Origin of the sequence: Bradyrhizobium sp. LVM 105 (assembly GCF_003957705.1) — a bacterium.
Lineage (GTDB): Bacteria > Pseudomonadota > Alphaproteobacteria > Rhizobiales > Xanthobacteraceae > Bradyrhizobium > Bradyrhizobium frederickii.
On the sequence record NZ_QZMV01000004.1, the window covers coordinates 166200 to 190428 of the forward strand.

A 24229-nucleotide genomic window follows, 5' to 3' on the forward strand; every position below is an offset into this window, starting at 1 on the left:
GCGCGCAGAAGCGAGCGATGCGCGTCGCAGGAGCGCCGGGTCGCCGAGACGAGCGCGCTTCAGGCGCGGTAATGTCCGGACTTGCCGCCGAGCTTCTCGACCAGATGGATGCCTTCGATGCGCACGCCGCGCTCGACCGCCTTGATCATGTCGTAGATGGTGAGGCAGGCGACCGACACCGCGGTGAGTGCCTCCATCTCCACGCCGGTCGGTCCCGTCACCTTCACGCTGGCGCGGACGAGGCAGCCCGGCAGCTTTGCGTCGGGCTCGATGTCGACAATGACCTTGGACAGCGCGAGCGGATGGCAGAGCGGGATCAGCTCCGAGGTGCGCTTGGCGGCCATGATGCCCGCGATGCGCGCGGTGCCGAGCACGTCGCCCTTCTTGGCGTTGCCTGATACGATCAGGTCGAGCGTCGCCTTGGTCATGACGACGCGGCCTTCCGCGACCGCGAGCCGCTCGGTGGCCGGCTTGTCCGACACGTCGACCATGCGCGCCTCGCCGGAGGCGCCGATATGGGTAAGGGCTGGGCCGGCCTTTCTCTTCAAGGTCCTGGTCTTCAAGGGCCCCGTCTTCGACGGCCTGGTCGCGGAAGCCTTGCGCGCCATGTCAGCGCGTACCAGTCGCGCGCGCGCCCGTCTGCCGCGCCAGCAGCGTGCGCGTCGCCGCGGTGACGTCGGCCTGCCGCATCAGGCTCTCGCCGACCAGGAAGGTCGACATGCCGACGCGCTCGAGCCGGGCGAGATCGGCGGGCGTGAAGATGCCGCTCTCGCCGACCATCAGCCGGTCCGCCGGGATCAGCGGCGCCAGGACCTCGCTGGTCGCGAGCGTGGTCTCGAAGGTGCGAAGATTGCGGTTGTTGACCCCGATCATCGGCGAACGAAGTTTCAGCGCCCGGTCGAGCTCGGCGCGGTCGTGGATCTCGATCAGCACGTCCATGCCGTAGGCAGTCGCAGCGTCCTCGAGATCCCGGGCGGTGGCATCGTCGAGCGCCGCCATGATGATCAGGATGCAATCGGCACCGTGCGCGCGGGCTTCGGCCACCTGATAGGTGTCGAACATGAAATCCTTGCGCAGCACCGGCAATGACGTTGCGGCGCGCGCCGCCACCATGAAGTCGAGATGGCCCTGGAACGAGGGGGTGTCGGTCAGCACCGACAGGCAGGCAGCGCCGCCCGCCTCATAAGCCTTGGCGAGCTGCGGCGGATCGAAATCGGCGCGGATCAGGCCCTTCGACGGCGAGGCCTTCTTCACCTCGGCGATCAGCGCGTAGTCGCCGTTGGCGTGCCTGGCCTTGATCGCGCGCACGAAGCCGCGCGGAGCCCCTTGCGCCTTCGCCTTTGCCTCAATCGCCGCGAGCGGCTGTGCGCGCTTGGCGGCTGCGATCTCCTCGCGCTTGTAAGCTTCGATCTTGGTCAGGATGTCCGACATGTCAGGCTCAGCCGTTCGAGACCGCGATCAGGTGCTTCAGGCGCATGTTCGCCGCGCCGCTGTCGAGTGACTTGGTGCCGATCGCAACGCCCTCCTTGAGGTCCTTGGCGCGCCCGGCCACGACCAGTGCGGCGGCGGCGTTCATCAAGGCCACGTCGCGATAGGCGCTCGGCTTGCCATTGAGCACGCTTTGCAGCGCGATCGCATTGGCGTCGGCGTCGCCGCCCTTCAGCGCGCCGGCCTCGCAGCGCGGCAGGCCTGCGTCTTCCGGCGTCACCTCGAAATTCCGGATCTCGCCGTTGTGGAGCGCGGAGACGAAGGTCGGGCCGGTGAGGGTGATCTCGTCGAGACCATCGGAGCCGTGCACCACCCAGGCGGATTCGGAGCCGAGGTTCTTCAGCACCTGCGCCAGCGGCTGCACCCACTGCCTGGAGAAGACGCCGACCATCTGCCGCTTCACGCCGGCCGGATTGGACAGGGGGCCGAGCAGATTGAAGATCGTTCGCGTCGCGAGCTCGACCCGGGTCGGGCCGACGTTCTTCATCGCAGGGTGGTGGGCGGGCGCGAACATGAAGCCGATGCCGCATTCGCGCACGCAGCGCCCGACCTGCTCCGGCCGGAGGTCGATCTTGACGCCGAGCGATGCCAGCACGTCGGCGGCGCCCGAGCGCGACGACAGCGCGCGGTTGCCGTGCTTGGCCACCGGCACGCCGGCGCCCGCGACGATGAAGGAGGCGCAGGTCGAAACGTTGACCGAGCCGGAGCCGTCGCCGCCGGTGCCGACGATGTCGACGGCGTCCGGCGGTGCCGTCACGGTCAGCATCTTGGAGCGCATCGCCGCGACCGCGCCGGTGATCTCGTCCACGGTTTCGCCGCGCACCCTGAGCGCCATCAACAGGCCGCCCATCTGCGAGGGCGTGGCCTCGCCGCTCATCATGGCGTCGAAGGCGGCAGCGGATTCGTCACGCGACAGGCTGGCGCCGGTCGCCACTTTTCCAATGATCGATTTCAGGTCGTCCATCGCGTGCTTTCAACTCACTGGTTCGCGCCGGTCACCTGCGCGAAGGCGGCCTGATTAATGGTGGTGCCGATGTCGGTTTCAAGCTTGTTGACGTAGGAGGCGACCTGCTCCTCGGTCTGGGCGCGGTCGAGGCTCTCCTTCAGCTTCTTGACCGCGTCGGAGGCAACGTCGACCGCGGGACCGACGATGTCGGTGACGCGGAAGACGATGACCTCGGTGCCGCCGGTCACCGGCGTCTGTCCGACGCCATCCTTGGCGGTGCGGAAGGCGGCCGCCACGACTGCTGCGGGCACGCCGGCTGGCGTATCGTCGCGCTTGAAGCCGGTCGCGGTCTCGACCTTGGCGCCGATGGCGGAGGCCTCGTCGGCGAGCTTGGCGCCGGCCTCGAGCTTCTTCACCATCTCGGTCGCCTTGGCCTTGAGCTTGGTCGCGATCTGGTCCTGGCGCCAGCGCGCCTCGACCTGGTCGCGGACCTCGTCGAGATTGCGGTCGCGCGAGGGTGTGATGGCGAGCACGTCGTACCAGACATAGCCGCCCTTGAACGAGATCGAATCGTTGTCGACGCCGACATCGGTGTTGAAGGCCTGCGACACCACGTCGAGGCCCTGCGGAATGCTGCCGACCAGCTGGCCGTTCGGGGTGCGGCCGGAGCGGTCGACGGCCTCGATGGTCACGGCGGTGAGCCCGAGCTTCTGTGCCGCCTCGATCACGCTGGCGCCGCCGCCGCGCTCGTCTTCCATCTTGTCGCGGAGATCGTTGACCTGGACGCGCGCGCGCTCGGTTGCGATCTCGCGCTTGATGTCGCCGGCCGCGCTGGCGTAGTCCGCCTCCTTGCCCGGCTCGATCTTGTCGACCTTGACGATGGACGTGCCGAGCGCGCCCTGGATCGGCTGGCTGATCTCGCCGGCGGGAAGCGCGAAGGCGGCTTCGCCAACTACGGCGTCCAGCGAAGATTTGGTGACGAGGCCAAGATCGACGTCGGAGGCGCTCAGTCCGCGTTCCTTGCCGAGGTCCTCGAACGACATGCCGCCGACCAGACGCTCCCGGGCGGCCTGCGCTTCCGCGGCGTTGGGGAAGACGATCTGCTGGATCTGGCGCTTCTCCGGCGTGCCGAGCCGGTCCTTGCGCTGCTCGAACACCTTCCTGGCGTCCTCGTCCGACACCTCGCTCCACTTGCCGATCTCTTCCGGCGAGACCACCACGAAGGCGATCTTGCGATATTCGGGCGCGCGGAACTGGACCTTGTGATCCTCGAAATAGGCCGCGAGCGCCTCGGGCGAGGGCGCGTCGATCTGGCCCGCCTGGGCGGCATCGAGCCTGACGAATTCAATGGCGCGCTGCTCGTTCTGGTAGCGCGTCAGCACCTCGATCATGGCCTTCGGCGGCTCGAGGCCGGCCCCGATCGTGCCGGTGATCTGCCGGCGCAGCGACACCTTGCGCTGCTCGGCCACGTAGCGCTGCTCGGTATAGCCGAAATTGCGGATGACGGCCTGGAAGCGGTTCGCATCGAAATTGCCGCCGACACCCTTGAAGTTGGGGTCGTTCATGATGAGCTGGCGGATCTGGTCATCGGACTGACCGAGCCCGAGCCGGCGCGCCTCCTCGTCGAGGGCAGCTTCCGCGATGGTCTGCTGCAGCACCTGGCGGTCGAGGCCGAAGGCGCGCGCCTGGTCGGGCGTCAGCGGACGGCCGACCTGGCGGCCGATCTGCTGCAGGCGGTCGGTGTAGATCTGGCGGAACTCGTTCAGCGAAATCTCGGTGCCGCCGACCTTGGCCACCGTGGACTGCCCGAAGCCTTTGAAGATGTCGGCAATGCCCCAAACGCCGAAACTGATGATCAACACGCCCATCACCACGGCCATAATGATCTTGCCGAGCCAGTTTGATGAGGCCTTGCGCATTCCTCGAAGCATTTGGTCCAACTTGTCTGAGCAGGAGGGGAACGGGAGCGCGTCTTAATGCAGATTCCGCAAAAGCGCGTCACCAAATTGATCCATCATCATAAAGTGGCGGCTTTCCCCCCGCAACCTCGGGTCCTGGGACCGCTTACGGCTGCGGTGAAAAGCCTCTGGTCTCTGGAACTGCGGCAGGTCCTCTGCTAGCGCATGCACAAACCTCATTTTGCTGGGAATCGACATGACCGACGCCATCCGCCCCCTGATCGCCGGCAATTGGAAGATGAACGGCCTGAAGGCCCAGGCTGCCGAGTTTGAGGCCATGCTCGACGGTGCGGCCGCGGTGACCGGCAAGGCCGATCTGCTGGTCTGCCCGCCCGTGACCCTGATTATGGCCTTCGCCGAGAAGGCGCGCGGCAAGAAGATCGCGGTCGGGGCCCAGGATTGCCATCCCAAGGCCTCCGGGGCGCATACCGGCGATATTGCCGCCGAAATGCTGGTGGATGCGGGGGCGAGCGCGATCATCGTCGGCCATTCCGAGCGCCGCGCCGATCATGGCGAGGGCGATGCCCTGATCCGCCAGAAGGCGGAAGCGGCCTGGCGCGCCGGGGCAACAGCGATCGTCTGCGTCGGCGAAACCCAGGGACAGCGCGACGCCGGTCAGACCCTGGAGATTCTGCGCGGGCAGCTCGCCGGCTCGCTGCCGGACGGCTCGACCGCCGCCAATCTCGTCGTGGCCTATGAGCCGGTCTGGGCCATCGGCACCGGCCTGACCCCCACGGCCAAGGATGTCGAGCAGATTCATGGGTTTATCCGGGAACTCCTGACCGTCAGGTTCAAGGCCGAAGGTAGCCGGATGCGCATCCTCTACGGCGGCTCGGTCAAGCCCTCGAATGCGGCCGAGCTGATGGCCGTGAAGAACGTCAACGGAGCGCTGGTCGGCGGCGCCAGCCTGAAGGCGGCCGATTTCCTTGCGATCGCCAAGGGCTGCCCCTAGCTAAGTCCAAAGCGCTGATCCGGATCCGATCGGGGGTGGCAATGCCCCTTCCGATCGTGTAACACCGCGCAACTTCAGGAAAACCCGCGAAGCGCGATCGGCCGACGTCAGGCGCCGCCCGCTTGTGACGGAAGGGCACTATGCAGACCGTTGTGATCGTCATCCATCTCATGATCGTCGCCGTGATGATCGGCGCCGTCCTGCTCCAGAAGTCGGAAGGCGGCGGCCTTGGCATGGGCGGCGGCGCGGGCTTCATGTCGAGCCGCGGCACCGCGAACCTGTTGACGCGAACCACCGCGATCCTCGCCGCCGGGTTCTTCCTCACCAGCATGTTCCTGTCCTGGCACGCGGGCTACAGCCGCGCGCCGTCGTCGATCATCGGCGCGCCGGCGTCGCAGGGCCAGCCGGCCGGCGGATCGCCGATCGCGCCGCCGACCTCGGGCGGCATCCTGGATTCGCTGAAGAAGGCGGACGAGCAGCAGCAGGCGCCGGCTCCGACCGGCCCACAGGTGCCGCGCTCGCAATAAAGCAGGGGGGCCATGCAGGGCGGCAGCTACCGTCCTGCCTCAACAATCCCCATCAAGGCACTGTCACCACTCTTCGTTTTGGCTCACCCACAGGCCCGCAGAATCTTTGGGGCGGAATACGAATCGCTTTGGCGAATCGAATTCGAGGGATTAGAGGTTAAGTCCCATGGCGCGGTACATATTCATCACCGGCGGCGTGGTTTCTTCGCTCGGCAAGGGTCTGGCTTCAGCGGCACTCGGTGCGCTGTTGCAAGCCCGGGGCTACAAGGTCCGCCTCCGCAAGCTCGACCCCTATCTCAATCTCGATCCCGGAACGATGTCGCCGTATCAGCACGGCGAAGTGTTCGTGACCGATGACGGCGCGGAGACCGATCTCGATCTCGGTCACTACGAGCGTTTCACCGGCCGGCCGGCGACCAAGGCCGACAACATCACGACCGGGCGCATCTACCAGGACATCATCTCCAAGGAGCGCCGCGGCGATTATCTCGGCGCGACCATCCAGGTGGTTCCGCACGTCACCAACGCGATCAAGGAATTCGTCCTCGACGGCAATGACGATTATGATTTCGTCCTGGTCGAGATCGGCGGCACGGTCGGCGACATCGAGGGCCTGCCGTTCTTCGAGGCGATCCGCCAGCTCAAGAACGAGCTGCCGCGCGATCACGCCGTCTACATCCATCTGACGCTGCTGCCCTATATTCCGAGCGCCGGCGAACTGAAGACCAAGCCGACGCAGCACTCGGTGAAGGAGCTGCGGTCGATCGGCATCCAGCCGGACATCCTGCTCTGCCGGACCGACCGCGAGATCCCGAAGGAAGAGCGGCGCAAGTTAGGGCTGTTCTGCAACGTGCGCGAAAGCGCCGTGATCGAGGCGCGCGACGTCGACAACATCTACGCGGTGCCCGAGGCCTATCACAATGCGGGCCTCGACGACGAGGTGCTCGCCGCCTTCGGCATCGGCTCGCGGATTCCGCCGGAGCTGCGCAGCTGGCAAGAGACCAACGAGCGCGTGCGCAATCCCGAAGGCAACGTCACCATTGCCATCGTCGGCAAATATACCGGCATGAAGGATGCGTATAAGTCGCTGATCGAGGCGCTCTCGCATGGCGGCATCGCCAACAAGGTGAAGGTCAATCTCGACTGGATCGAGAGCGAGATCTTCGAGAAGGAGGATCCCGCGCCGTTCCTCGAGCACGTCAACGGCATCCTCGTCCCTGGTGGATTCGGCCAGCGCGGCGCCGAAGGCAAGATCAAGGCGGCGCAGTTCGCGCGCGAGCGCGACGTGCCGTATTTCGGCATCTGCTTCGGCATGCAGATGGCGGTGATCGAGGCGGCGCGAAACCTCGTCGGCATCGAGGACGCCAATTCCACCGAGTTCGGCCCGACCAAGGAGCCCTTGGTCGGCCTGATGACGGAATGGCTGCGTGGCAACGAGCTCGAGAAGCGCTCGCAGGCCGGCGATCTCGGCGGCACGATGCGGCTTGGCGCATACCCTGCGGCGCTGAGCCGCGGCAGCCGCGTCTCACAGGTCTATGGCGGCGCCACCGAGATCTCCGAGCGTCACCGCCATCGCTACGAGGTCAACACCGCGTACAAGGACCGGCTCGAGCAGCACGGCCTGAAATTCTCAGGACTCTCGCCCGACGGCGTGCTGCCTGAAATCGTCGAGTACGAGGACCATCCCTGGTTCATCGGTGTTCAGTTCCACCCCGAGCTGAAGTCGCGCCCGTTCGAGCCGCATCCGCTGTTCGCCTCGTTCATTCAGGCGGCGATGGTGCAGAGCCGGCTGGTGTAGCCGGCCCGCCCGCCTTTGACGGGTGCGCAATTTGTTGCGACAACTCCCGCCGCAAGAACAAAGGGAGTGAACTGCAATGATCTACGAAATGCGCGTCTATCGCTGCGTGCCCGGCCGGCTGCCGGCGCTTTTGAAGCGGTTTGAGACCGCTACGCTGAAGATCTGGGAGAAGCACGGCATCAGGCAGGCCGGGTTCTTCACGACGCTGATCGGTGACTCCAACCAGGAGCTGACCTATTTCCTGGCCTGGGACTCGCTCGCCGAGCGCGAGAAGAAGTGGGGCGCGTTCATGACCGATCCGGATTGGATGAAAGCCCGTGCCGAGAGCGAAGCCGACGGCCAGATCGTCGGCAACATCGTCAGCCAGATCCTGACGCCGACCGCATTCTCGGCGGTGAAGTAGCGATCCGCGCCGCGGCGGGGAGCTCCGGCGCAACCCTGATATTCGAACGGTCCGGGCCGAATAGGGTTGATCCGACCCTCATCGCGGCTATGGTCGCGCCGAAACGAGGGATTTGCCTTGAGCTCTTCGCATTCAGCGGCGCCGGTCGTCACCATTGGAAAGGTCAAATTCGGCAATGATCTGCCGATCTCGATCATTGCCGGACCCTGCCAGCTCGAAAGCCGTCAGCATGCGCTGGAGGTCGCCTCCGCGCTGAAGGAGATCGCTGCGCGGCTGAACATCGGCCTCGTCTACAAGACCTCGTTCGACAAGGCCAACCGCACCAGCGCCTCGGCTGCGCGCGGGCTTGGCCTTTCGCAGTCGCTGCCGATCTTCGCCGAAATCCGCTCCTCGCTCGGCCTGCCTGTCCTGACCGACGTGCATGAGGCCGCGCAATGCGCCGAGGTGGCGCAGGCCGTGGACATCCTGCAGATCCCCGCCTTCCTGTGCCGGCAGACCGATCTGCTGCTGGCAGCGGCTGCGACCGGCAAGGTCGTGAACGTCAAGAAGGGCCAGTTCCTGGCGCCGTGGGACATGGCCAATGTCGTCACCAAGATCACGAGTGCGAACAATCCCAACGTGCTCGTCACCGAGCGCGGGGTGTCGTTCGGCTACAACACGCTGGTCTCCGACATGCGCGCGCTGCCGATCCTGGCGCGCACCACCGGCGCTCCCGTGATCTTCGATGCCACCCATTCGGTGCAGCAGCCGGGCGGGAAGGGGACCTCCTCGGGCGGCGAGCGCGAATTCGTGCCGGTGCTCGCGCGCGCCGCGGTCGCGGTCGGCGTTGCCGGCGTCTTCATCGAGACCCATCCCGATCCTGATCGCGCCCCCTCCGACGGGCCCAACATGGTGCCGCTGCGCGAGTTCGAGGGGCTGATCGCCAGATTGATGGCGTTCGACGCGCTGGCAAAGAACCCGCGCTGATGCAGCAAGGCGAGGCGCGGGCGCACGATCACGGCCTGCCGACAGCGCTCTACGTCATCTCTGGCGCAAGCTTCGCCGCAGCCTTGTCGGCGCGCGCGCTCGATCCGGTGCTGCCCCACGTCGCCGAGGATTTTAACGTCAGCATCGCCACCGCGGCGGGCTTTGCCGCGGTGTTCGCCTTCACCTTCTCGATCATCCAGCCCATCATCGGCGCTGCCGCCGACCTGTTCGGCAAGACGCGGCTGATGATCGGCTGCCTTGCGCTGCTCGGCCTCGCCAACATCCTGGGCGCATTTTCGACCTCGTTCTCGGTTCTGTTTGCGACCCGCATCCTCGCCGGCATCGGCTCGGGCGGCGTGTTCCCGGTGGCGCTCAGCCTGACCAGCGATCTCGTCGGGCCCGAGAAGCGCCAGGTTGCGATCAGCCGCACGCTGGCCGGCGCCATGACCGGCAATCTGCTCGGCGCCTCGGCCTCCGGTCTGATCGGCGATTTCCTCGGCTGGCGCGGCGTGCTCGCGGTGCTCGGGGGGCTCGTGATCGTGGCGTCGATCGCGGTGGCGGCCGGCTTTCGCGGCGCCAAGGTCAAGCCCCCGCCGAAGACGAGCCTGTCGGCACTGAAGGCCGGCTATCGCACCATCTTCACCAACCCGAATGCCTATGTCTGCTATTCGGCGGTGTTCATCGAAGGCTGCTGTGTGCTCGGCCTGTTTCCCTACATCGCCTCGTTCCTGTTCGAGCTCGGCCAGACCTCGCTGTCGATCGCCGGCATGGTCATCGCGGGCTTTGCGGTCGGCGGCCTGTTCTACACGCTGACGGTGTCGCGCCTGCTGCCGTGGCTGGGCATGAAGGGCATGATGATTGCCGGCATGACGCTGGTCGCCTCGCAGCTCGTCGCCGTCGCGTTCGGTCCGCGCTGGGAAGTGCAGGCGCTGAATCTCATCGTGATGGGATGGGGCTTCTACATCGCCCATGGCTGTCTGCAGGTCTTCGCCAGCGAGCTCTCGGTCGAGGCGCGCGCCACCGCGCTGTCGCTGCATTCGTTCTTCTTCTTCATGGGGCAGACCGTGGGCCCGCTCGCCTATGGCTTCGGGCTGCATCACGCCGGCAAGATGCCGACCCTGTTTGTCAGCGCCGCGGTCATGGTGGTGCTGGGCCTCGTCTGCGCCCGGCTGCTCAAGCCGCGGGCACCCTCCGACGCGCGCACCTGACGAAAGTGCGCCGGAATCCTGCAACTAAAATCGGACGTCGTGCCGTCGGCGTGCTACAGCCGGGGATGACAAAGTTCCTGATCGCCGCGCTGCTCGCCATTGCTCCGGTCGCCGCGCAGACGCCTCAAGTCGAGCCCAAGCCGCCCGTGACGGATCGCGAGCAGGTGCAGGCTGACCGCGCGAAAGCGGCTACCGAGGAAAAGAACGCGCCGACCGCGCGTCCATGGGACCGAGATGCCAACGGCAAACGTCCCTGGGAAAGGTCATCCGTCTCGAAGTAGCGCAACGCACCTCGCAACCAGGTTCGAGCGCTTCGCCGTTCACGTCGTTCTCAGCCCCGCCCGCGATAGGGCGCGACGCCTTGCTCGGGCACCCACAGGCCCTTCGGCACGCGGCCGGTCTGCCAGAACACGTCGATCGGAATGCCGCCGCGCGGATACCAATAGCCGCCGATGCGCAGCCATTTCGGCTTGATCTCCGAGGCGATGCGCTTGCCGATCATCACGGTGCAGTCCTCGTGAAAGGCGCCGTGGTTGCGGAAGCTCGCGATATAGAGCTTGAGCGATTTCGACTCCAGCAGCCACGCACCCGGCGCGTAGTCGATCATCAGATGCGCGAAATCCGGCTGGCCAGTGACCGGACAGAGCGAGGTGAATTCCGGCACGGTGAAGCGCACCAGATAGTCGGTGCCCTTTTGCGGATTGGGCACGCGGTCGAGCTGGGCGTCTTCCGGTGTGTGCGGCCACTCGATCGCACGGCCGAGCTGGAGGGATTTTTTCGCCATCGTCGTCACATCCTGTGGAGCATGATCCGGACCCGGAGGGCCGCATTAGCGCAAAATGGGCACCGGTTTTCCGAGAGATCACGCTCAGTCAAAAAAAGGCTAGAGCGCGATAAGATCGCGCTCTGGATGATGCCGGGATGGACGCAAATATCGCGGCCGTCAACCGCTCGCGATCGTCTGGATCATGACGATGCGGTCGTTGCCGGACTCGCAGCCCCAGAGCTCACCCGGCCGTCCGTCGAGCTGGCGCACATTGGCATTGGCCTTGTCGCTGGCGAAGACGTTGAACGTCTCCGTAGCGGGATCGAAGCGCACGATGGCGTTGGCGGAGAAATCGGTCAGCCAGACCTTGTCCTTGTCGTCGACGAAGACGGCATAGGCGCGGGGGCGTTCGCCCGGCAGCTTCCACGTCTTCCAGGTGCTGTCCGCGGGATCGTGCACCGAGACATGGCCGCTATTCCATTCGCTGACCCAGATCCGGCTCTTCGAGTCGGACCACACCCGCCGCGAGCCTTGGCCCGGCGTCGGCGGCTCGACAACGCTGGCGTTGCCGGTCGCCAGATCGATCTTGGCGATATGACTGCCGGCCAGCGAGGCGTACCAGACATCGCCCTTGGGGGTGACCGTGATGCCGTAGGGGCCGACGCCCTTGGGCGCCTTGAACACATTCATGTCGCCAGACTTCGGCGCGAGGCGGCCGTAATAGCCGGACTGACCGGTGAACCAGTAGGTGCCCTCCTTGTCGAACACGCCGGTGTTGAGATTGGCGGCAGCGAACTTTTCCGGCAGGCGGAACAGGGTGACCTTGAGATCGGAAGGGTCGACCCGTGCGATCGCGTTCTGGCCGCCCTCGGTAATCCAGGGCGCGCCGTCGGGGCCGATGGTCACGCCATGCGGAGCGGCGCCCTCGCCGAGGCTGATCGTCTTGAAACGGCCATCCCGGGGATCGAGCCTGCCGAGCAGGCCCTTGCCCTGCGCCGTGAACCAGACCGAACCGTCGGGGGCGGGGGCCAGATCATGCAGGCCGATGCCGGCACTGACCGGGAAATATTTCGTCCGGAACGGACCTTCCTGGGCAAGAGCTGGGCGGCTCAAGAGCAGCGCGGCGTTCGAGACGAGAAACTGGCGGCGATTCATGGCGTTACCCCGGCTGGTTGAGATTGAGGTTGGACGCGCAGATCAGGCGAATTCGAGCTTAGCCCTGGCCGCTTCACGCGTCAGTCGAAGCCCACCGTCCAAGCGTTCACATTTGCTTGCGGCCCGTGTAAGACCCGCGGCACCGATCAGCCCTAACGAACGGAAGTGCACATCATGACCGCCATTATCGACATCATCGGCCGCGAAATCCTCGATAGCCGGGGCAATCCCACCGTCGAGGTCGATGTCGTGCTGGAGGATGGCGCGCTCGGCCGCGCTGCCGTGCCCTCGGGCGCGTCGACGGGGGCCCATGAGGCGGTGGAACTGCGCGACGGCGACAAGGCGCGCTATCTCGGCAAGGGCGTCAGCAAGGCGGTCGGCGCCGTCAACGGCGAGCTCTTCGAGGCCCTCAGCGGCCTCGATGTCGAGCAGCAGGCCCAGATCGACCAGATCATGATCGACCTCGACGGCACGGCGAACAAGAGCCGGTTGGGGGCCAACGCCATCCTCGGCGTCTCGCTGGCCTGCGCCAAGGCCGCCGCGAACTCGCTCGACATGCCGCTCTATCGTTACGTCGGCGGCACCTCGGCGCGCCTGTTGCCGGTGCCGATGATGAACATCATCAACGGCGGCGTGCATGCCGACAACCCGATCGACTTCCAGGAGTTCATGATCCTCCCCGTCGGCGCGTCGAGCTTTGCCGAGGGCCTGCGCTATGGCGCTGAGGTGTTCCACACGCTGAAGTCGGAGCTGAAGAAGGCCGGCCACAACACCAATGTCGGCGACGAGGGCGGCTTTGCCCCGAACCTGCCGTCGGCCGACGCCGCGCTCGACTTCGTCATGAACGCGATCGGCAAGGCCGGCTTCAAGGCCGGAAGCGACATCGTGCTCGGCCTCGACTGTGCCTCGACCGAGTTCTTCAAGGCCGGCAAGTACGTTTATGAAGGCGAGGGCAAGACTCGCTCGATCTCCGAGCAGGCCAAGTACCTCGCTGACCTCGTCTCGCGCTATCCGATCGTCACCATCGAGGACGGCATGTCGGAAGACGACATGGACGGCTGGAAGGAGCTCACCGACCTCGTCGGCAAGAAGTGCCAGCTCGTCGGCGACGACCTGTTCGTCACCAACGTCAAGCGCCTCGCCGACGGCATCAAGGCCGGCCGCGCCAACTCGATCCTGATCAAGGTCAACCAGATCGGCACGCTGACCGAGACGCTCGCCGCCGTCGAGATGGCGCACAAGGCCGGCTACACCTCGGTGATGTCGCACCGCTCCGGCGAGACCGAGGATTCCACCATCGCCGACCTCGCGGTCGCAACGAATTGCGGTCAGATCAAGACCGGCTCCCTTGCGCGTTCCGACCGCACCGCCAAATACAATCAGCTCCTGCGCATCGAGCAGCAGCTCGGCAAGCAGGCGCTCTACGGCGGCAAGGCGGCACTGAAGGCGCTGGCATAAGCCGGCGCTTTACCAAACACAGGGGAGGACCGACATGAGCGACGGCAAGTCCGGACTGCAGCTGCGTTCGCTGCTCAAGAAGAGCGGCGAGCTGGAATTGTCCCTCGTGAACGTCCCGACGCCGGAGCCGGCCGACGACGAGGTCGTGGTTCGCGTCGAGGCGACGCCGATCAACCCCTCCGACCTCGGGCTCCTGATCGGTCCGGCCGACATGTCGGCCGCCAAGGCCTCCGGCACGAAGGAGATGCCGGTCATCACCGCGACGATGCCGGAGGCGGCGATGCGGATGATGGGAGCCCGGCTCGATCAGTCTCTGCCGGTCGGCAACGAGGGCGCCGGCACGGTGATAGGGGCCGGATCGTCGGACGCTGCGAAGGCCCTGATGGGCAAGACGGTGTCGATGATCGGCGGCGCGATGTACACGCAGTACCGCGTGCTGAAGGTCCGCGACGTCATGGAGCTGCCGGCGGGCACCACGGCCGCCGACGGCGCGTCCTGGTTCGTCAATCCGCTCACCGCGCTCGGCATGACCGAGACGATGCGGCGCGAGAACCACAAGGCGCTCGTGCACACCGCGGCGGCCTCCAATCTCGGCCAGATGCTCAACAAGATCTGCATCAAGGACGGCATCGGCCTCGTCAACATCGTCCGGAGCAAGGAGCAGGCGGATATCCTGCGCAAGATCGGCGCCAAGTACATCGTGGATTCCAGCGCCCCTGATTTCACGGACGCGCTCACCAATGCGCTGGTCGAGACCGGCGCCACGATCGCGTTCGACGCGATCGGTGGCGGCAAGCTGGCCAGCCAGATTCTGACCGCCATGGAAGTTGCGGCCAACAAGACCGCGAAGGAATACAGCCGCTACGGCTCCAACGTGTACAAACAGGTCTATATCTACGGCAGCCTCGACAATCGGCCGACCGAATTGAGCCGGTCGTTCGGCCTGACCTGGGGCGTCGGCGGCTGGCTGCTGACGCCGTTCCTCCAGAAGATCGGCCCGGCCGAGATCGGCCGCCTGCGCCAGCGCGTGGCGTCCGAGCTCAAGACCACCTTCGCCAGTCACTACACCAAGGTGGTCTCGCTGGCCGAGGCGCTCGATCCCGCCAACATCGCCGTGTACGGCAAACGCGCCACCGGGGAAAAATTCCTCATCAACCCGAATAAATAATCGTGATCTGCGCCGGCAGGTCACCGAAGGAAGGTCTTGCCTTCTGAGCGCAGCGGGAGATTATTCCGCCGCTATTGCAAGCGGAAAAGCCGCAAAGCGCTCAGAAGGGGACCTCTCCATGATCGATCTCAATCGCCGTCAACTGCTCGCAGGCGCCGCCGCCCTCGGTGCGGCTGCCGCGACCGGGCTTGGACCGACCGCCGCCAAGGCCGCAGTCCCGCAAGCGGGAACGCAGGCGCCGGGCTTCTATCGCTACAAGGTCGGCAGCTTCGAGTGCACCTCGATCAACGACGGTGCGCGCACCTTTCCGATGCCGGACAAGTTCGTCACCAACATTCCGAAGGACGAGGCGCTGGCCGCAGGGGAGGCGGCCTACATGCCGAAGGGCATGGTCACGATCCCGTTCAACCCGCAGCTCATCAATACCGGCTCCAAGCTGGTGCTGATTGATACCGGCAACGGCATAGCCAATCTCGAGGCGAGCAAGGGCGCAGTCGGCCGCACATTGCAGAACCTCCAGGCTGCCGGCATCGACCCCAAGAGCGTCGACGTTGTGCTGCTGTCGCATATGCACGGCGACCACATCAACGGCGTTCGGCTGGCCGACGGCGCCTTGGCCTTTCCGAACGCGGAGATCATGGTGCCCGGCAAGGAGTGGGAGTTCTGGACCAGTGAGGACAACGCCGCCAAGGCCGAGTCCAATCAGGCGCTGAAGAGCAACTTCGCCAACGTGAAGAAAATCTTCGCCGGCCTCGAGTCCAAGGTGACGAAGTATGACTGGGGCAAGGAGGTCGCGCCGGGCATCACCTCGATCGCAACGCCGGGCCACACGCCCGGACACACCTCGTTCGCGGTTGCGTCGGGCGATGCCAAGGTGCTGATCCAATCCGACGTCACCAACATCCCGGAATTCTTCCTGCGCAATCCGGACTGGCACGTCGTGTTCGACATGGACGCAGCGATGGCGCAGGCCACGCGCCACAAATTCTACGACATGGCGGCAGCGGAGAAGGCGAGGGTGGTCGGCTTCCACTTTGCGTTCCCGTCGGTCGGCCATGTCGAGAAGGATGGCGCCAAGTATCGCCTGATCCCGTCGGCGTGGAATCCGACGCTCTGAGCTGGGTCAGTATCCGTGCGCAAGGATCGGGCCGCCGCTTGGCGGCCCGAATTGTTTGGACCATCTACTTTCGCGAAACGCAGCGTTTCCAAATCGGGCTGATTCATGCACTTGCATCCATCGGTCCGGATCGCTTAAGTGCCATCGGGCACTTCTCCTCAAGGTTCAAGGACACCTCATGGCCTACAATATCGTCACGATCGCCGGCAGCCTGCGCAAGGACAGCTTTTCGCTGAAGATCGCCAACGCGCTCGCCAAGCTCGCGCCCGGCTCGCTGAAGCTGGAGGTCATCACGCCGGCCGGCATCTCGTTCTTCAATCAGGATCTCGAGGCTACGCCGCCCGCGGACTGGCTGACCTTTCGCGACAAGCTTCAGAAATCCAACGGCGTCCTGTTCGTCACCCCCGAATACAATCGCTCGATCCCGGGCGTCCTCAAGAACGCCATCGACGTCGCCTCGCGCCCCTATGGCAAGAGCTCGCTCCTCGGCAAGCCGGTCGGCATGGTCTCGAACGCGCCGGGACCGCTCGGCGGCGTCAGCGCGGCCAAGCATCTGCAGAACATCCTGCCGGGCATCTCCGGTCCGCTGCTGCAGCAGCCGGAAATCTACCTCAACGGCGTCGGCGATGCCTTCGACGCGGACGGTAATTTGACCAAGGACTCCCTGAAGACGGTGCTGCAGCAGTACCTCGAAGCGTTCGCCGCGCACGTCGCGAAGAACCAGGGCTGAGGCCGCATTGCTGAGGACGAGGCCGATCCAACGATCGGCCTCCCATTGGACCCTTGAGACGCAAGTCTAGCTTGCCATGCGCTGCTTCAGGCTCTGGTAGAACGCCGTCTCGAAGTTCATGTAACCGATGAACGATGTTGGATCACCGAAGGGGAGAATTTGGGTGGCCCAAAACCCGCCGAAGCCGTTCTGGCGGTCGATCCAGTAGAACAGGTTGGCAAGGCCCGCCCAGCCAAGCGCGCCGGCGGGACGTCCCGTCGGCGCTTGTTCGTCGTTGATCATAAAGGTCAGTCCCCACGACTTGGACTGGCCGGGGAAGAACTCCGCGTCATTGCACAGCGAGGGAATGACTCCGCTGATCGGCGTCACCTTTTTGTCGCCGAGATGGTTCTTCTCCGCCATGCGCACGGTTTCGGCCTTCAGCACGCGGCCGTACTCGCCCGCTCCGTCATTCAGCCACATGCGGATGAAGCGCATGTAGTCGCCGACGGTGCCGTAGAGCCCGTGACCCCCCATATGAACTTCGGGCTTGGCCGGCAGTTCGAAATCCATCGGCGTCAGCGAGCCGTCGGCGTTTCGCGCGTGGATACCGGCCAGTCGTTGGCGCATCGGCTCGGTCAGTTCGAAGGTCATGTCCTTGATCCCGAGCGGTTCGAAGATGCGCGCCTTGAAGACGTCCCCGAGCCGTCGGTCCGCGATGGCTTCGACGATCTGGCCGCACCAATCGATGTTGGTTCCGTAGTCCCATCGCTCGCCCGGCTCGAACAGGAGCGGGGTCATCAGGCAGGCTTTGGACGCGGTGATCACGCTTGGCTGACCCTTTTCCTGGGCCAGCCGATTGTAGGTGTGGTTGATGAAATCGTAGCTCAATCCTGCGGTGTGAGTCATCAGCATGCGGGTGGTGATATCGCGCTTTGGCGGACGCAGGATCGGCTCGCCCCTGTCGTCAAAGCCATCGATCACCTGGAGCTTGCCGATCTCGGGCGCATAGCGCTTCGCAGGCGCGTCGAGATCGAGCTTGCCTTGCTCGACAAGTTGCAGGACCGCCGTACCGGTAATCGCCTTCGTCGTGGAGAAGATGGCGAAGATGCTGTCGGTCGTCATGTCGGCGGCAGAATCGAGCCGGCGCTTGCCGGCAGCGCCCTCGTAGACGTTGCGGTAGCGATTCGTCACCATCGCGACGACGCCCGGTACGCTCGGCGTGGATGCAACGACATCGTCGAGAAGCGTGTCTGCCGTCGCGCCAAAGTTCATGATCATAATTGTCCTCCGGTGTGGATTGAAAATTGTTCGCTCGAGGCGGCGCTTGCGCGGTCAGTTCATGGCAAAGCCCTGGTATGCGCTCGCCGCGGCTTCGTCGCATTTCTGGCGATAGGCGCCGACGCCGCCGCAATAAGAAAGAACGCGGCGCGGCTTGCCTTCGACGTTCGAGCCCAGGTACCAGGAATTGGTCTTCGCGATCAGCGTCGCGTTGGCGATCTCGTCGTGGTGCGTCACCCAGCCGTCTTCCGCGTCCTTGGTCGGCTCGATCACCTTCAGGCCCTTGGCCCGCATGTACCTGATGCAGTTGTCGATCCATTCGACCTGCTGCTGCAAGCACGTGGTCATGTTGCACAGAGCAGCCGCAGGCGCGAGCGGCGCGGCTGTCGTGAACATGTTGGGGTAACCGTGAACCTGCAGGCCCATCGTCGTGCGAATATCCCTGGCCCAATCCTCTTTGAGCGATCGTCCGCCCCGTCCCCTGATATCGATGCGCGTCAGGGCGCCAGTACCGGCGTCGAAGCCGGTTGCGAGAATGATCATATCGAGCTCATGGACCGTGCCGTCGGCGGTCTGGATGCCCACCGGCGTCACCCGTTCGATCGGATTGTTCTTGACGCTGACGATCTCGACATTGGGCCGATGGAAAGCCTCGAGGAAGTTCTGCTCGAGCGGCACCCGGTGCGTCCCGAAGCCATACTCTGCGGGGATCAGGAGGTCGCACAGCTTCGGGTCCTTGAGCCGCTCACGCATCTTCTCGCGGACGAAGTCCGAGATTTCCGCGTTGACCGGCTCTTCGAAGAACAGCTCGGCGAAGGATGAGATCCATAGCTTCAGCGAGCCGTCATTCCAGCAATCCTCGATCACCTCCCGGCGTTTCTCGGGTGATAGGCCGGCCCACGCATGCTCGAAATCATATTCGAAACCTGTGAAGGTGTGCGGCAAACGCTGCTTGAAGTGCTCGAACTTGGACTTGTAGGCTTGCGCGTCCGCCGCACTGAATTTGGGATTCTTCATCGGGATGATGTATTGGGGCGTACGGATGAAGACCTTGAGATGGCCGACCTCGCCCGCGATCGTCTGGATGACCTGGATGCCGGTTGCGCCGTTGCCGATGATACCGACGCGCTTCCCCGCGAAGTCGATCGGCTGCTTTGGCCAGCGCGCTGTGTGGAACAGTTGTCCCTTGAAAGTCTCCTGGCCCGGAAACGACACGTGGGGGGCCGAGAGCATGCCGCAGCAGGTGACCAGGAACTGGGTGTCGATCACGTCGCCCTTGTCGGTCGTGACCAGCCAGCGCTGTGTTGCTTCGTTGAAATGGGCGCTTTTGACCGTTGTGCCGAACTGGATGTCTTTGCGGAGATCGAGACGGTCGGCGACGTAGTTGAGCCAACGTTCAATTTCCGGCTGGCCCGGGAATTTCTCGCTCCAGCTCCAACCCTTATACAGCTCCTCGGAGAACAGATACTGGTAGATGTAAGCTTCCGAGTCGAAGCGCGCCCCGGGATATCGATTCCAGTACCAAGTGCCGCCGACGCTCGACGCGGCGTCGATCGCCCTGACTCTCAATCCCTGCTCGCGCAAACGATAGAGTTGATAGAGTCCTGCGACGCCGGCTCCCACCACGAGGGCATCGAGCTTGGCCGTGTCATGCGCGCCATTGCTTCCATTGGTCTTGCCATCGGTTTCCATATGAGTCCCTCCTCACGTTTCCAGAGCGCACGCGACCTTCCCCCGTCCATGAGGTCATCGGACGTTGGTGCATCGCGTCATTTCGATCCCAGCAGCGCGATGGAATGGGCTCGTTTGGCCCGCGGCCGCTCCGCCGCTTCTCCCGCAATGCCCGGAACACAAGAAAGGCTACGAGACACCGAGCTTTGGGGCTTGAACAAAACCGACAATCCTTTGAACGGAGCCCGGCGCCGGACCTCGACACAGTTCGCTTGGCAAACTGCAAAACCGGCTTATGCTCTCCTCCTGCCGTTCGGCCAATGAGAAGCGGAAGCGGTCAACCGCGCCACAAGATCCTAGGGAGGGGAGGCTCGCGCGATGGGCCAATTCATCACGGTCGAGGAGCTGCCACGCTACGCGCCCGGCGAGCTGATGCTGGACAGTTCGGCGGTGGGCAAATCCGACTTTCGGCTGCGCGTCTTCCGCTATGCGCCATCGGACATCTGGGTTCCCCCAAACGAGAACTTCCTGATCGTCGTGTATCGCGAAGGCACAACGTCGATGAATCGCCGAGTGACCGGCGTCTGGAAGCAGGATTATGTTGGCCGCGGCGTCACGACACTGCTAACGCGTGCGGAGCCTTCGAACTGGCGCTGGAGCCACGACATCGAGGTCAGCCATTTCTACATTTCCCCGACCTTGATGGCGAAGACGGCGAGCGAAGCGTTTGACCGCGATCCGGACGGCATCGAGCTTCACGACCTGCTCAGGATCGAGGATCCGGTGCTGACCTGGATCGGCGACCGCATGGTGCACGAGGTGTCCGAAGGAGCTCCGGGCGGGCGGCTCTGCTATGATGCGCTGGCACTTCAGGCGAGTGTGCACCTCCTGCGAAGATACGCCTCCGTGCAATTCAAGATGCCCTGTGCACAGGGGCGCTTCAGGCCAGCCCACGCGCGGCTGATCGAGGACTATATCGAGCAGAACATGTCGAGGAACATCACGCTCGAGGAGCTCGCCAATATCTGCAACTGCACGCCGGTGCAGTTTGCGCGCAAATTCCAGGTCCACTACGGCATGCGGCCGCATGCCTATGTGCTGAGCCGCAAGGTGCAGCGTGCCTGCCAACACCTGCGCAAGGATCGGCTTGCTCTGAAGGAGATTGCGCTCTTGAGCGGATTTTCCGATCAGAGCCATCTCAACCGGATCTTTCGCAGACACCTGAACATCACGCCCGCAGAATATCGCAAGAGCTGCCTGAGTTAGTCTCGCTGCGTCCCAATCGGACCCGGTCCTGACCATGAAGGTTCGGTATGGAATGGCGGAATTAGCACTCCCTTAACCAACCTGTCCCATCTTCCCAGGATGGTCTCCCGCGCGCGCCTGAAATCGATCCTGACCGGCCTTGCCCTCTACGCGATGGCGGCGGCCATCGTCGGCTATTTCGGCGTCAACGCCTACACCGGCAAATACGGCCTGAACGCTCGCCAGGAGCTCGACCAGGAGATCATCGCGCTGACCAGCGAACTGGCCCAGCTCAAGCGTGAGCGCGCCAGGAGCGAGCAGCGGGTGTCGCTGCTGCGGTCCGAGCGGATCGACCCCGACATGCTGGACGAGCGGGCACGGTACCAGCTCGACTACGTCAATCCGCGCGATCTCGTTCGGATGATCCCGGCGAAGTAGCGCTTTCCGCAAGCTTCAAAATCGACACGAAAGCCGCTGGCGAAATCCGACCTCTTTGCGCCTTGCTCCTTCGAAGGTCGTAACTCTGGAACCGGCTGGCTGCCTTGACGCCGGCACCGCGGCGGGCTCATGGCTTGTGTAGCGCTCGCTGAAGTTGACGCAGATCAAGCAGGTGACGCCGGCACGTTTTAGTCTGTCATCTGGAGGAAACTGTGATGAATGGGTCAATGCCCCGGCATCACGCGGCCCGTGTCGAGGCCGCCATCGCGTCAGGCCAGGCGGCTCGGTCCGCGCTCGTGGCCTCGTGGCGCCGTTCGTCCAGATTGCATCATCTCGATCCCGGTGGCCGCACCTCGCCGCTGCGGCTGACCGAGGCCGAGCTGCACCGGGCGCGCGAGCGTGTCGCCCCGCTGCTGGCCGCCGCGCAAGGCGCGATGGACCGGCTCTATCAGGCCGTCGGCGCGAGCGGCTGCTGCGTGCTGCTCGCCGACGGGGAGGGCGTGCCGGTCGATCGCCGCGGCACGCCGGCGGACGATGCGACGTTTCAATCCTGGGGCCTGTGGACCGGTGCGCTCTGGAGCGAGGAGCATGAGGGCACCAACGGCATCGGCACCTGCCTGGTCGAGCAGCGTGCGCTGACGATCGACCGCGACCAGCATTTCTTCGCCCGCAACACGCTTCTGAGCTGCACCGCCGTTCCGATCTACGACCATGAGGCTGCGCTCGCCGGCGTGCTCGACGTCTCCTCCTGCCGCGCCGACCGGACCGATGCGTTCTCCAGCCTGATCGCACTTGCGGCGGGCGAGGCGGCCAAGCGGATCGAAGCGGACCTGTTCCGTAAGGCGTTCGCCCATGCCCGCATCGTGCTGACGCAAGCTGCGGACGGCCAATGCGGGGGCCTCCTCGCGGTCGATGCGGACGATCTCGTGATCGGCGCCACCCGCTCCGCCCGGGCGGCGCTCGGGATTGCGCCCGGCCGGGCATTGCGGCCGGTGCCCGCAGCCGATCTGCTCGGCGGCGATGCCGCGCACGATCATCTTGCCGGCGGTCAGCGCGCCGTGGTGCAACGGGCATTGCTCCGCGCCGGCGGCAATGTCTCGGCGGCCGCCAAGGCTCTCGGCGTCAGCCGCGCCACGCTACACAGGAAGCTGAAGCGGTTCGAACTGAACCACTGAGCCGGGCTATTTCTCCAATCGTCATTGCGAGCGCAGCGAAGCAATCCAGAATCTTTCCGCAGAGAGACTCTGGATTGCTTCGCTGCGCAATGACGCCGTGGAAGCTACGAGCGCTGAATCGCGCACTACCTCGCCCGCGACCTGTCGCAGAACTGCGACAGGTCCGCCTCGCCATCGCTCCCGCCGGGGCTGACAGAAAACGCCTCCCGCATCATCGTCGGCGCAAGTCGTGAGCACACGACGGCAAGCAAGCAGCAATCAACGGGAGTGATCAATGAACAAGGTGGAATTCCTCAGCGTCACCAAAGTTCCCTTTGCCGAACGCTACGACAATTTCATCGGCGGCAAGTTCGTCGCGCCGATCTCCGGCAAATATTTCGACAACGCCTCGCCGGTGACCGGTCAGGTCGTCTGCAAGATCGCGCGCTCCGACGCGCAGGACGTCGAGGCCGCCCTCGACGCGGCGCATGCCGCCAAGGCGGCCTGGGGCCGCACCAGCGTCGCCGAGCGCGCCGCGGTCCTGAACCGGATCGCCGATCGCATGGAAGAGAATCTCGAGCGTCTCGCCATCGCCGAGACCTGGGACAACGGCAAGCCGATCCGTGAGACCCGCGCCGCCGACCTGCCGCTGGCGATCGACCATTTCCGCTATTTCGCCGGCGTGGTGCGCGGCCAGGAAGGCTCGATCGGCGAGATCGACCACGACACCATCGCCTATCATTTCCACGAGCCGCTCGGCGTGGTCGGCCAGATCATCCCCTGGAACTTCCCGCTGCTGATGGCCTGCTGGAAGCTCGCGCCCGCGCTCGCCGCCGGCAATTGCGTCGTGCTCAAGCCTGCCGAGCAGACCCCGGCCTCGATCATGGTCTGGGCCGAGCTCATCGCCGATATCCTGCCGCCCGGCGTCCTCAATATCGTCAACGGCTTTGGCCTCGAGGCCGGCAAGCCGCTGGCCTCGAGCCCGCGCATCGCCAAGATCGCCTTCACCGGCGAGACCACGACGGGCCGGCTGATCATGCAGTACGCCAGCCAGAACCTCATTCCCGTCACGCTGGAGCTCGGCGGCAAGTCGCCGAACATCTTCTTCAAGGACGTCACGGCCGAGGACGACGATTTCTTCGACAAGGCGATCGAAGGCTTCGTCATGTTCGCGCTGAACCAGGGCGAGGTCTGCACCTGTCCGAGCCGTGCGCTGGTCCATGCCGACATCTATGACCGCTTCATGGAGCGGGCCTTGAAGCGTGTTGCGGCGATCAAGCAGGGCGACCCGCGCGATGCCACCACCATGATCGGTGCGCAGGCATCAGGCGAGCAGCTGGCGAAGATCCTGTCCTACATCGACATCGGCAAGGAGGAAGGCGCCAAGGTGCTCGCGGGCGGCGGAAGGGCCGAGCTCGGCGGCGATCTCGCCGGCGGCTTCTACGTCAAGCCGACCGTGTTCGAGGGCCATAACAAGATGCGAATCTTCCAGGAAGAGATCTTCGGTCCCGTGGTCTCGGTCACGACCTTCAAGACCGACGACGAGGCGCTCGAGATTGCCAACGACACGCTGTACGGCCTCGGGGCCGGCGTCTGGAGCCGCGATGCCAACCGCTGCTACCGTTTCGGCCGGGCGATCCAGGCCGGCCGGGTCTGGACCAATTGCTACCATGCCTATCCCGCCCACGCGGCGTTCGGCGGCTACAAGCAGTCGGGCGTCGGTCGCGAGACCCACAAGATGATGCTCGATCATTATCAGCAGACCAAGAACCTCTTGGTCAGCTACAGCCCGAAGAAGCTCGGCTTCTTCTGATCGGGAAT

General features: G+C 64.8%; 23 protein-coding genes. 15 read left to right on the plus strand and 8 right to left on the minus strand.

Translation table 11 applies throughout. The annotated features are described in order from the left end of the window. Nucleotides 1–59: 59 nt before the first annotated feature. From moaC to D6B98_RS13205, 4 genes are read right to left on the minus strand one after another with little or no spacing between them, the layout of a single operon-like run. Entirely contained in the window at nt 60–608 is a 549-nt protein-coding gene (gene moaC / locus D6B98_RS13190) for a cyclic pyranopterin monophosphate synthase MoaC (protein WP_126257438.1), read from the minus strand. A gap of 1 nt (nt 609) precedes the next feature. Then, complete coding sequence (trpC, locus tag D6B98_RS13195) at nt 610–1431, minus strand: indole-3-glycerol phosphate synthase TrpC (protein ID WP_126257439.1); 822 nt, start codon at nt 1429–1431, stop codon at nt 610–612. 7 nt (nt 1432–1438) lie between these two features. Then, nucleotides 1439–2452: an anthranilate phosphoribosyltransferase gene (trpD, locus tag D6B98_RS13200; RefSeq protein ID WP_126257440.1), complete on the minus strand. Its 1014-nt coding sequence runs from the start codon at nt 2450–2452 to the stop codon at nt 1439–1441. Nucleotides 2453–2466: 14 nt separating this feature from the next. Then, nucleotides 2467–4365, minus strand: coding sequence for a peptidylprolyl isomerase (locus D6B98_RS13205; RefSeq protein ID WP_126257441.1), 1899 nt, complete (start codon nt 4363–4365; stop codon nt 2467–2469). Nucleotides 4366–4588: 223 nt separating this feature from the next. On the opposite strand from D6B98_RS13205, the gene tpiA reads away from it, so the two are divergent. From tpiA to D6B98_RS13240, 7 genes are all read left to right on the plus strand, one after another. Further along, nucleotides 4589–5344, plus strand: coding sequence for a triose-phosphate isomerase (gene tpiA / locus D6B98_RS13210; RefSeq protein ID WP_126257442.1), 756 nt, complete (start codon nt 4589–4591; stop codon nt 5342–5344). A 140-nt stretch (nt 5345–5484) separates the two neighbouring features. After that, the gene (gene secG, locus D6B98_RS13215) at nt 5485–5871 is read left to right on the plus strand and encodes a preprotein translocase subunit SecG (RefSeq protein ID WP_126257443.1); all 387 of its coding nucleotides are present in this window, start codon (nt 5485–5487) and stop codon (nt 5869–5871) included. 166 nt (nt 5872–6037) lie between these two features. Continuing rightward, nucleotides 6038–7669, plus strand: coding sequence for a CTP synthase (pyrG, locus tag D6B98_RS13220; RefSeq protein WP_126257444.1), 1632 nt, complete (start codon nt 6038–6040; stop codon nt 7667–7669). Nucleotides 7670–7745: 76 nt separating this feature from the next. After that, a complete protein-coding gene (locus D6B98_RS13225; RefSeq protein WP_126257445.1) occupies nt 7746–8072 on the plus strand; it encodes an NIPSNAP family protein in 327 nt (108 codons plus the stop codon). 117 nt (nt 8073–8189) lie between these two features. Beyond that, on the plus strand, nt 8190–9038 hold the full coding sequence (kdsA, locus tag D6B98_RS13230) for a 3-deoxy-8-phosphooctulonate synthase (protein WP_126257446.1): 849 nt from the start codon (nt 8190–8192) through the stop codon (nt 9036–9038). Then, nucleotides 9038–10246 carry an MFS transporter gene (locus D6B98_RS13235; protein WP_126257447.1) on the plus strand — a complete coding sequence of 403 codons (1209 nt, stop codon included), beginning with the start codon at nt 9038–9040 and terminating at the stop codon, nt 10244–10246. Before kdsA ends, D6B98_RS13235 begins: the two co-directional genes overlap by 1 nt. A 65-nt stretch (nt 10247–10311) precedes the next feature. Further along, nucleotides 10312–10527, plus strand: coding sequence for a hypothetical protein (locus D6B98_RS13240; RefSeq protein WP_126257448.1), 216 nt, complete (start codon nt 10312–10314; stop codon nt 10525–10527). A 50-nt stretch (nt 10528–10577) separates the two neighbouring features. Here the strand turns inward: D6B98_RS13240 and queF are convergent, their stop codons facing one another. Together queF and D6B98_RS13250 are read right to left on the minus strand one after the other, a co-directional pair. Beyond that, complete coding sequence (gene queF / locus D6B98_RS13245) at nt 10578–11030, minus strand: preQ(1) synthase (protein WP_164718576.1); 453 nt, start codon at nt 11028–11030, stop codon at nt 10578–10580. Nucleotides 11031–11189: 159 nt separating this feature from the next. Further along, nucleotides 11190–12167: a Vgb family protein gene (locus D6B98_RS13250; protein ID WP_126257450.1), complete on the minus strand. Its 978-nt coding sequence runs from the start codon at nt 12165–12167 to the stop codon at nt 11190–11192. 174 nt (nt 12168–12341) lie between these two features. Here D6B98_RS13250 and eno point away from each other — a divergent pair, with 174 nt between their 5' ends. From eno to D6B98_RS13270, 4 genes are all read left to right on the plus strand, one after another. After that, nucleotides 12342–13625, plus strand: coding sequence for a phosphopyruvate hydratase (gene eno / locus D6B98_RS13255; RefSeq protein ID WP_126257451.1), 1284 nt, complete (start codon nt 12342–12344; stop codon nt 13623–13625). A gap of 34 nt (nt 13626–13659) precedes the next feature. Beyond that, nucleotides 13660–14793: a zinc-binding dehydrogenase gene (locus tag D6B98_RS13260; RefSeq protein WP_126257452.1), complete on the plus strand. Its 1134-nt coding sequence runs from the start codon at nt 13660–13662 to the stop codon at nt 14791–14793. Nucleotides 14794–14911: 118 nt separating this feature from the next. Then, a complete protein-coding gene (locus D6B98_RS13265; protein WP_126257453.1) occupies nt 14912–15910 on the plus strand; it encodes an MBL fold metallo-hydrolase in 999 nt (332 codons plus the stop codon). Nucleotides 15911–16088: 178 nt separating this feature from the next. Next, nucleotides 16089–16640, plus strand: a complete 552-nt coding sequence (locus tag D6B98_RS13270) for an NADPH-dependent FMN reductase (protein WP_126257454.1) — start codon at nt 16089–16091, stop codon at nt 16638–16640. Nucleotides 16641–16706: 66 nt separating this feature from the next. On the opposite strand, the gene acmB is transcribed toward D6B98_RS13270, so the two are convergent. Beyond that, nucleotides 16707–17900 carry a methyl acetate hydrolase AcmB gene (acmB, locus tag D6B98_RS13275; RefSeq protein WP_126257455.1) on the minus strand — a complete coding sequence of 398 codons (1194 nt, stop codon included), beginning with the start codon at nt 17898–17900 and terminating at the stop codon, nt 16707–16709. A gap of 54 nt (nt 17901–17954) precedes the next feature. After that, entirely contained in the window at nt 17955–19592 is a 1638-nt protein-coding gene (locus tag D6B98_RS13280; RefSeq protein ID WP_126257456.1) for a flavin-containing monooxygenase, read from the minus strand. A 357-nt stretch (nt 19593–19949) separates the two neighbouring features. Between D6B98_RS13280 and D6B98_RS13285 the strand changes: the two genes are divergently transcribed. The 4 genes from D6B98_RS13285 (at nt 19950) to adh (ending at nt 24221) form a co-directional block, all read left to right on the plus strand. After that, nucleotides 19950–20837, plus strand: a complete 888-nt coding sequence (locus D6B98_RS13285; RefSeq protein ID WP_126257457.1) for a helix-turn-helix domain-containing protein — start codon at nt 19950–19952, stop codon at nt 20835–20837. Nucleotides 20838–20936: 99 nt separating this feature from the next. Then, the gene (locus D6B98_RS13290) at nt 20937–21254 is read left to right on the plus strand and encodes an FtsB family cell division protein (RefSeq protein WP_094977753.1); all 318 of its coding nucleotides are present in this window, start codon (nt 20937–20939) and stop codon (nt 21252–21254) included. Between the two features lie 215 nt (nt 21255–21469). After that, the gene (locus tag D6B98_RS13295) at nt 21470–22429 is read left to right on the plus strand and encodes a helix-turn-helix domain-containing protein (protein WP_164718577.1); all 960 of its coding nucleotides are present in this window, start codon (nt 21470–21472) and stop codon (nt 22427–22429) included. A gap of 274 nt (nt 22430–22703) precedes the next feature. Then, nucleotides 22704–24221 (plus strand): aldehyde dehydrogenase, encoded by a 1518-nt coding sequence (gene adh, locus D6B98_RS13300; protein ID WP_126257459.1) that lies wholly within the window; start codon nt 22704–22706, stop codon nt 24219–24221. The last annotated feature ends 8 nt before the right edge of the window (nt 24222–24229 follow it).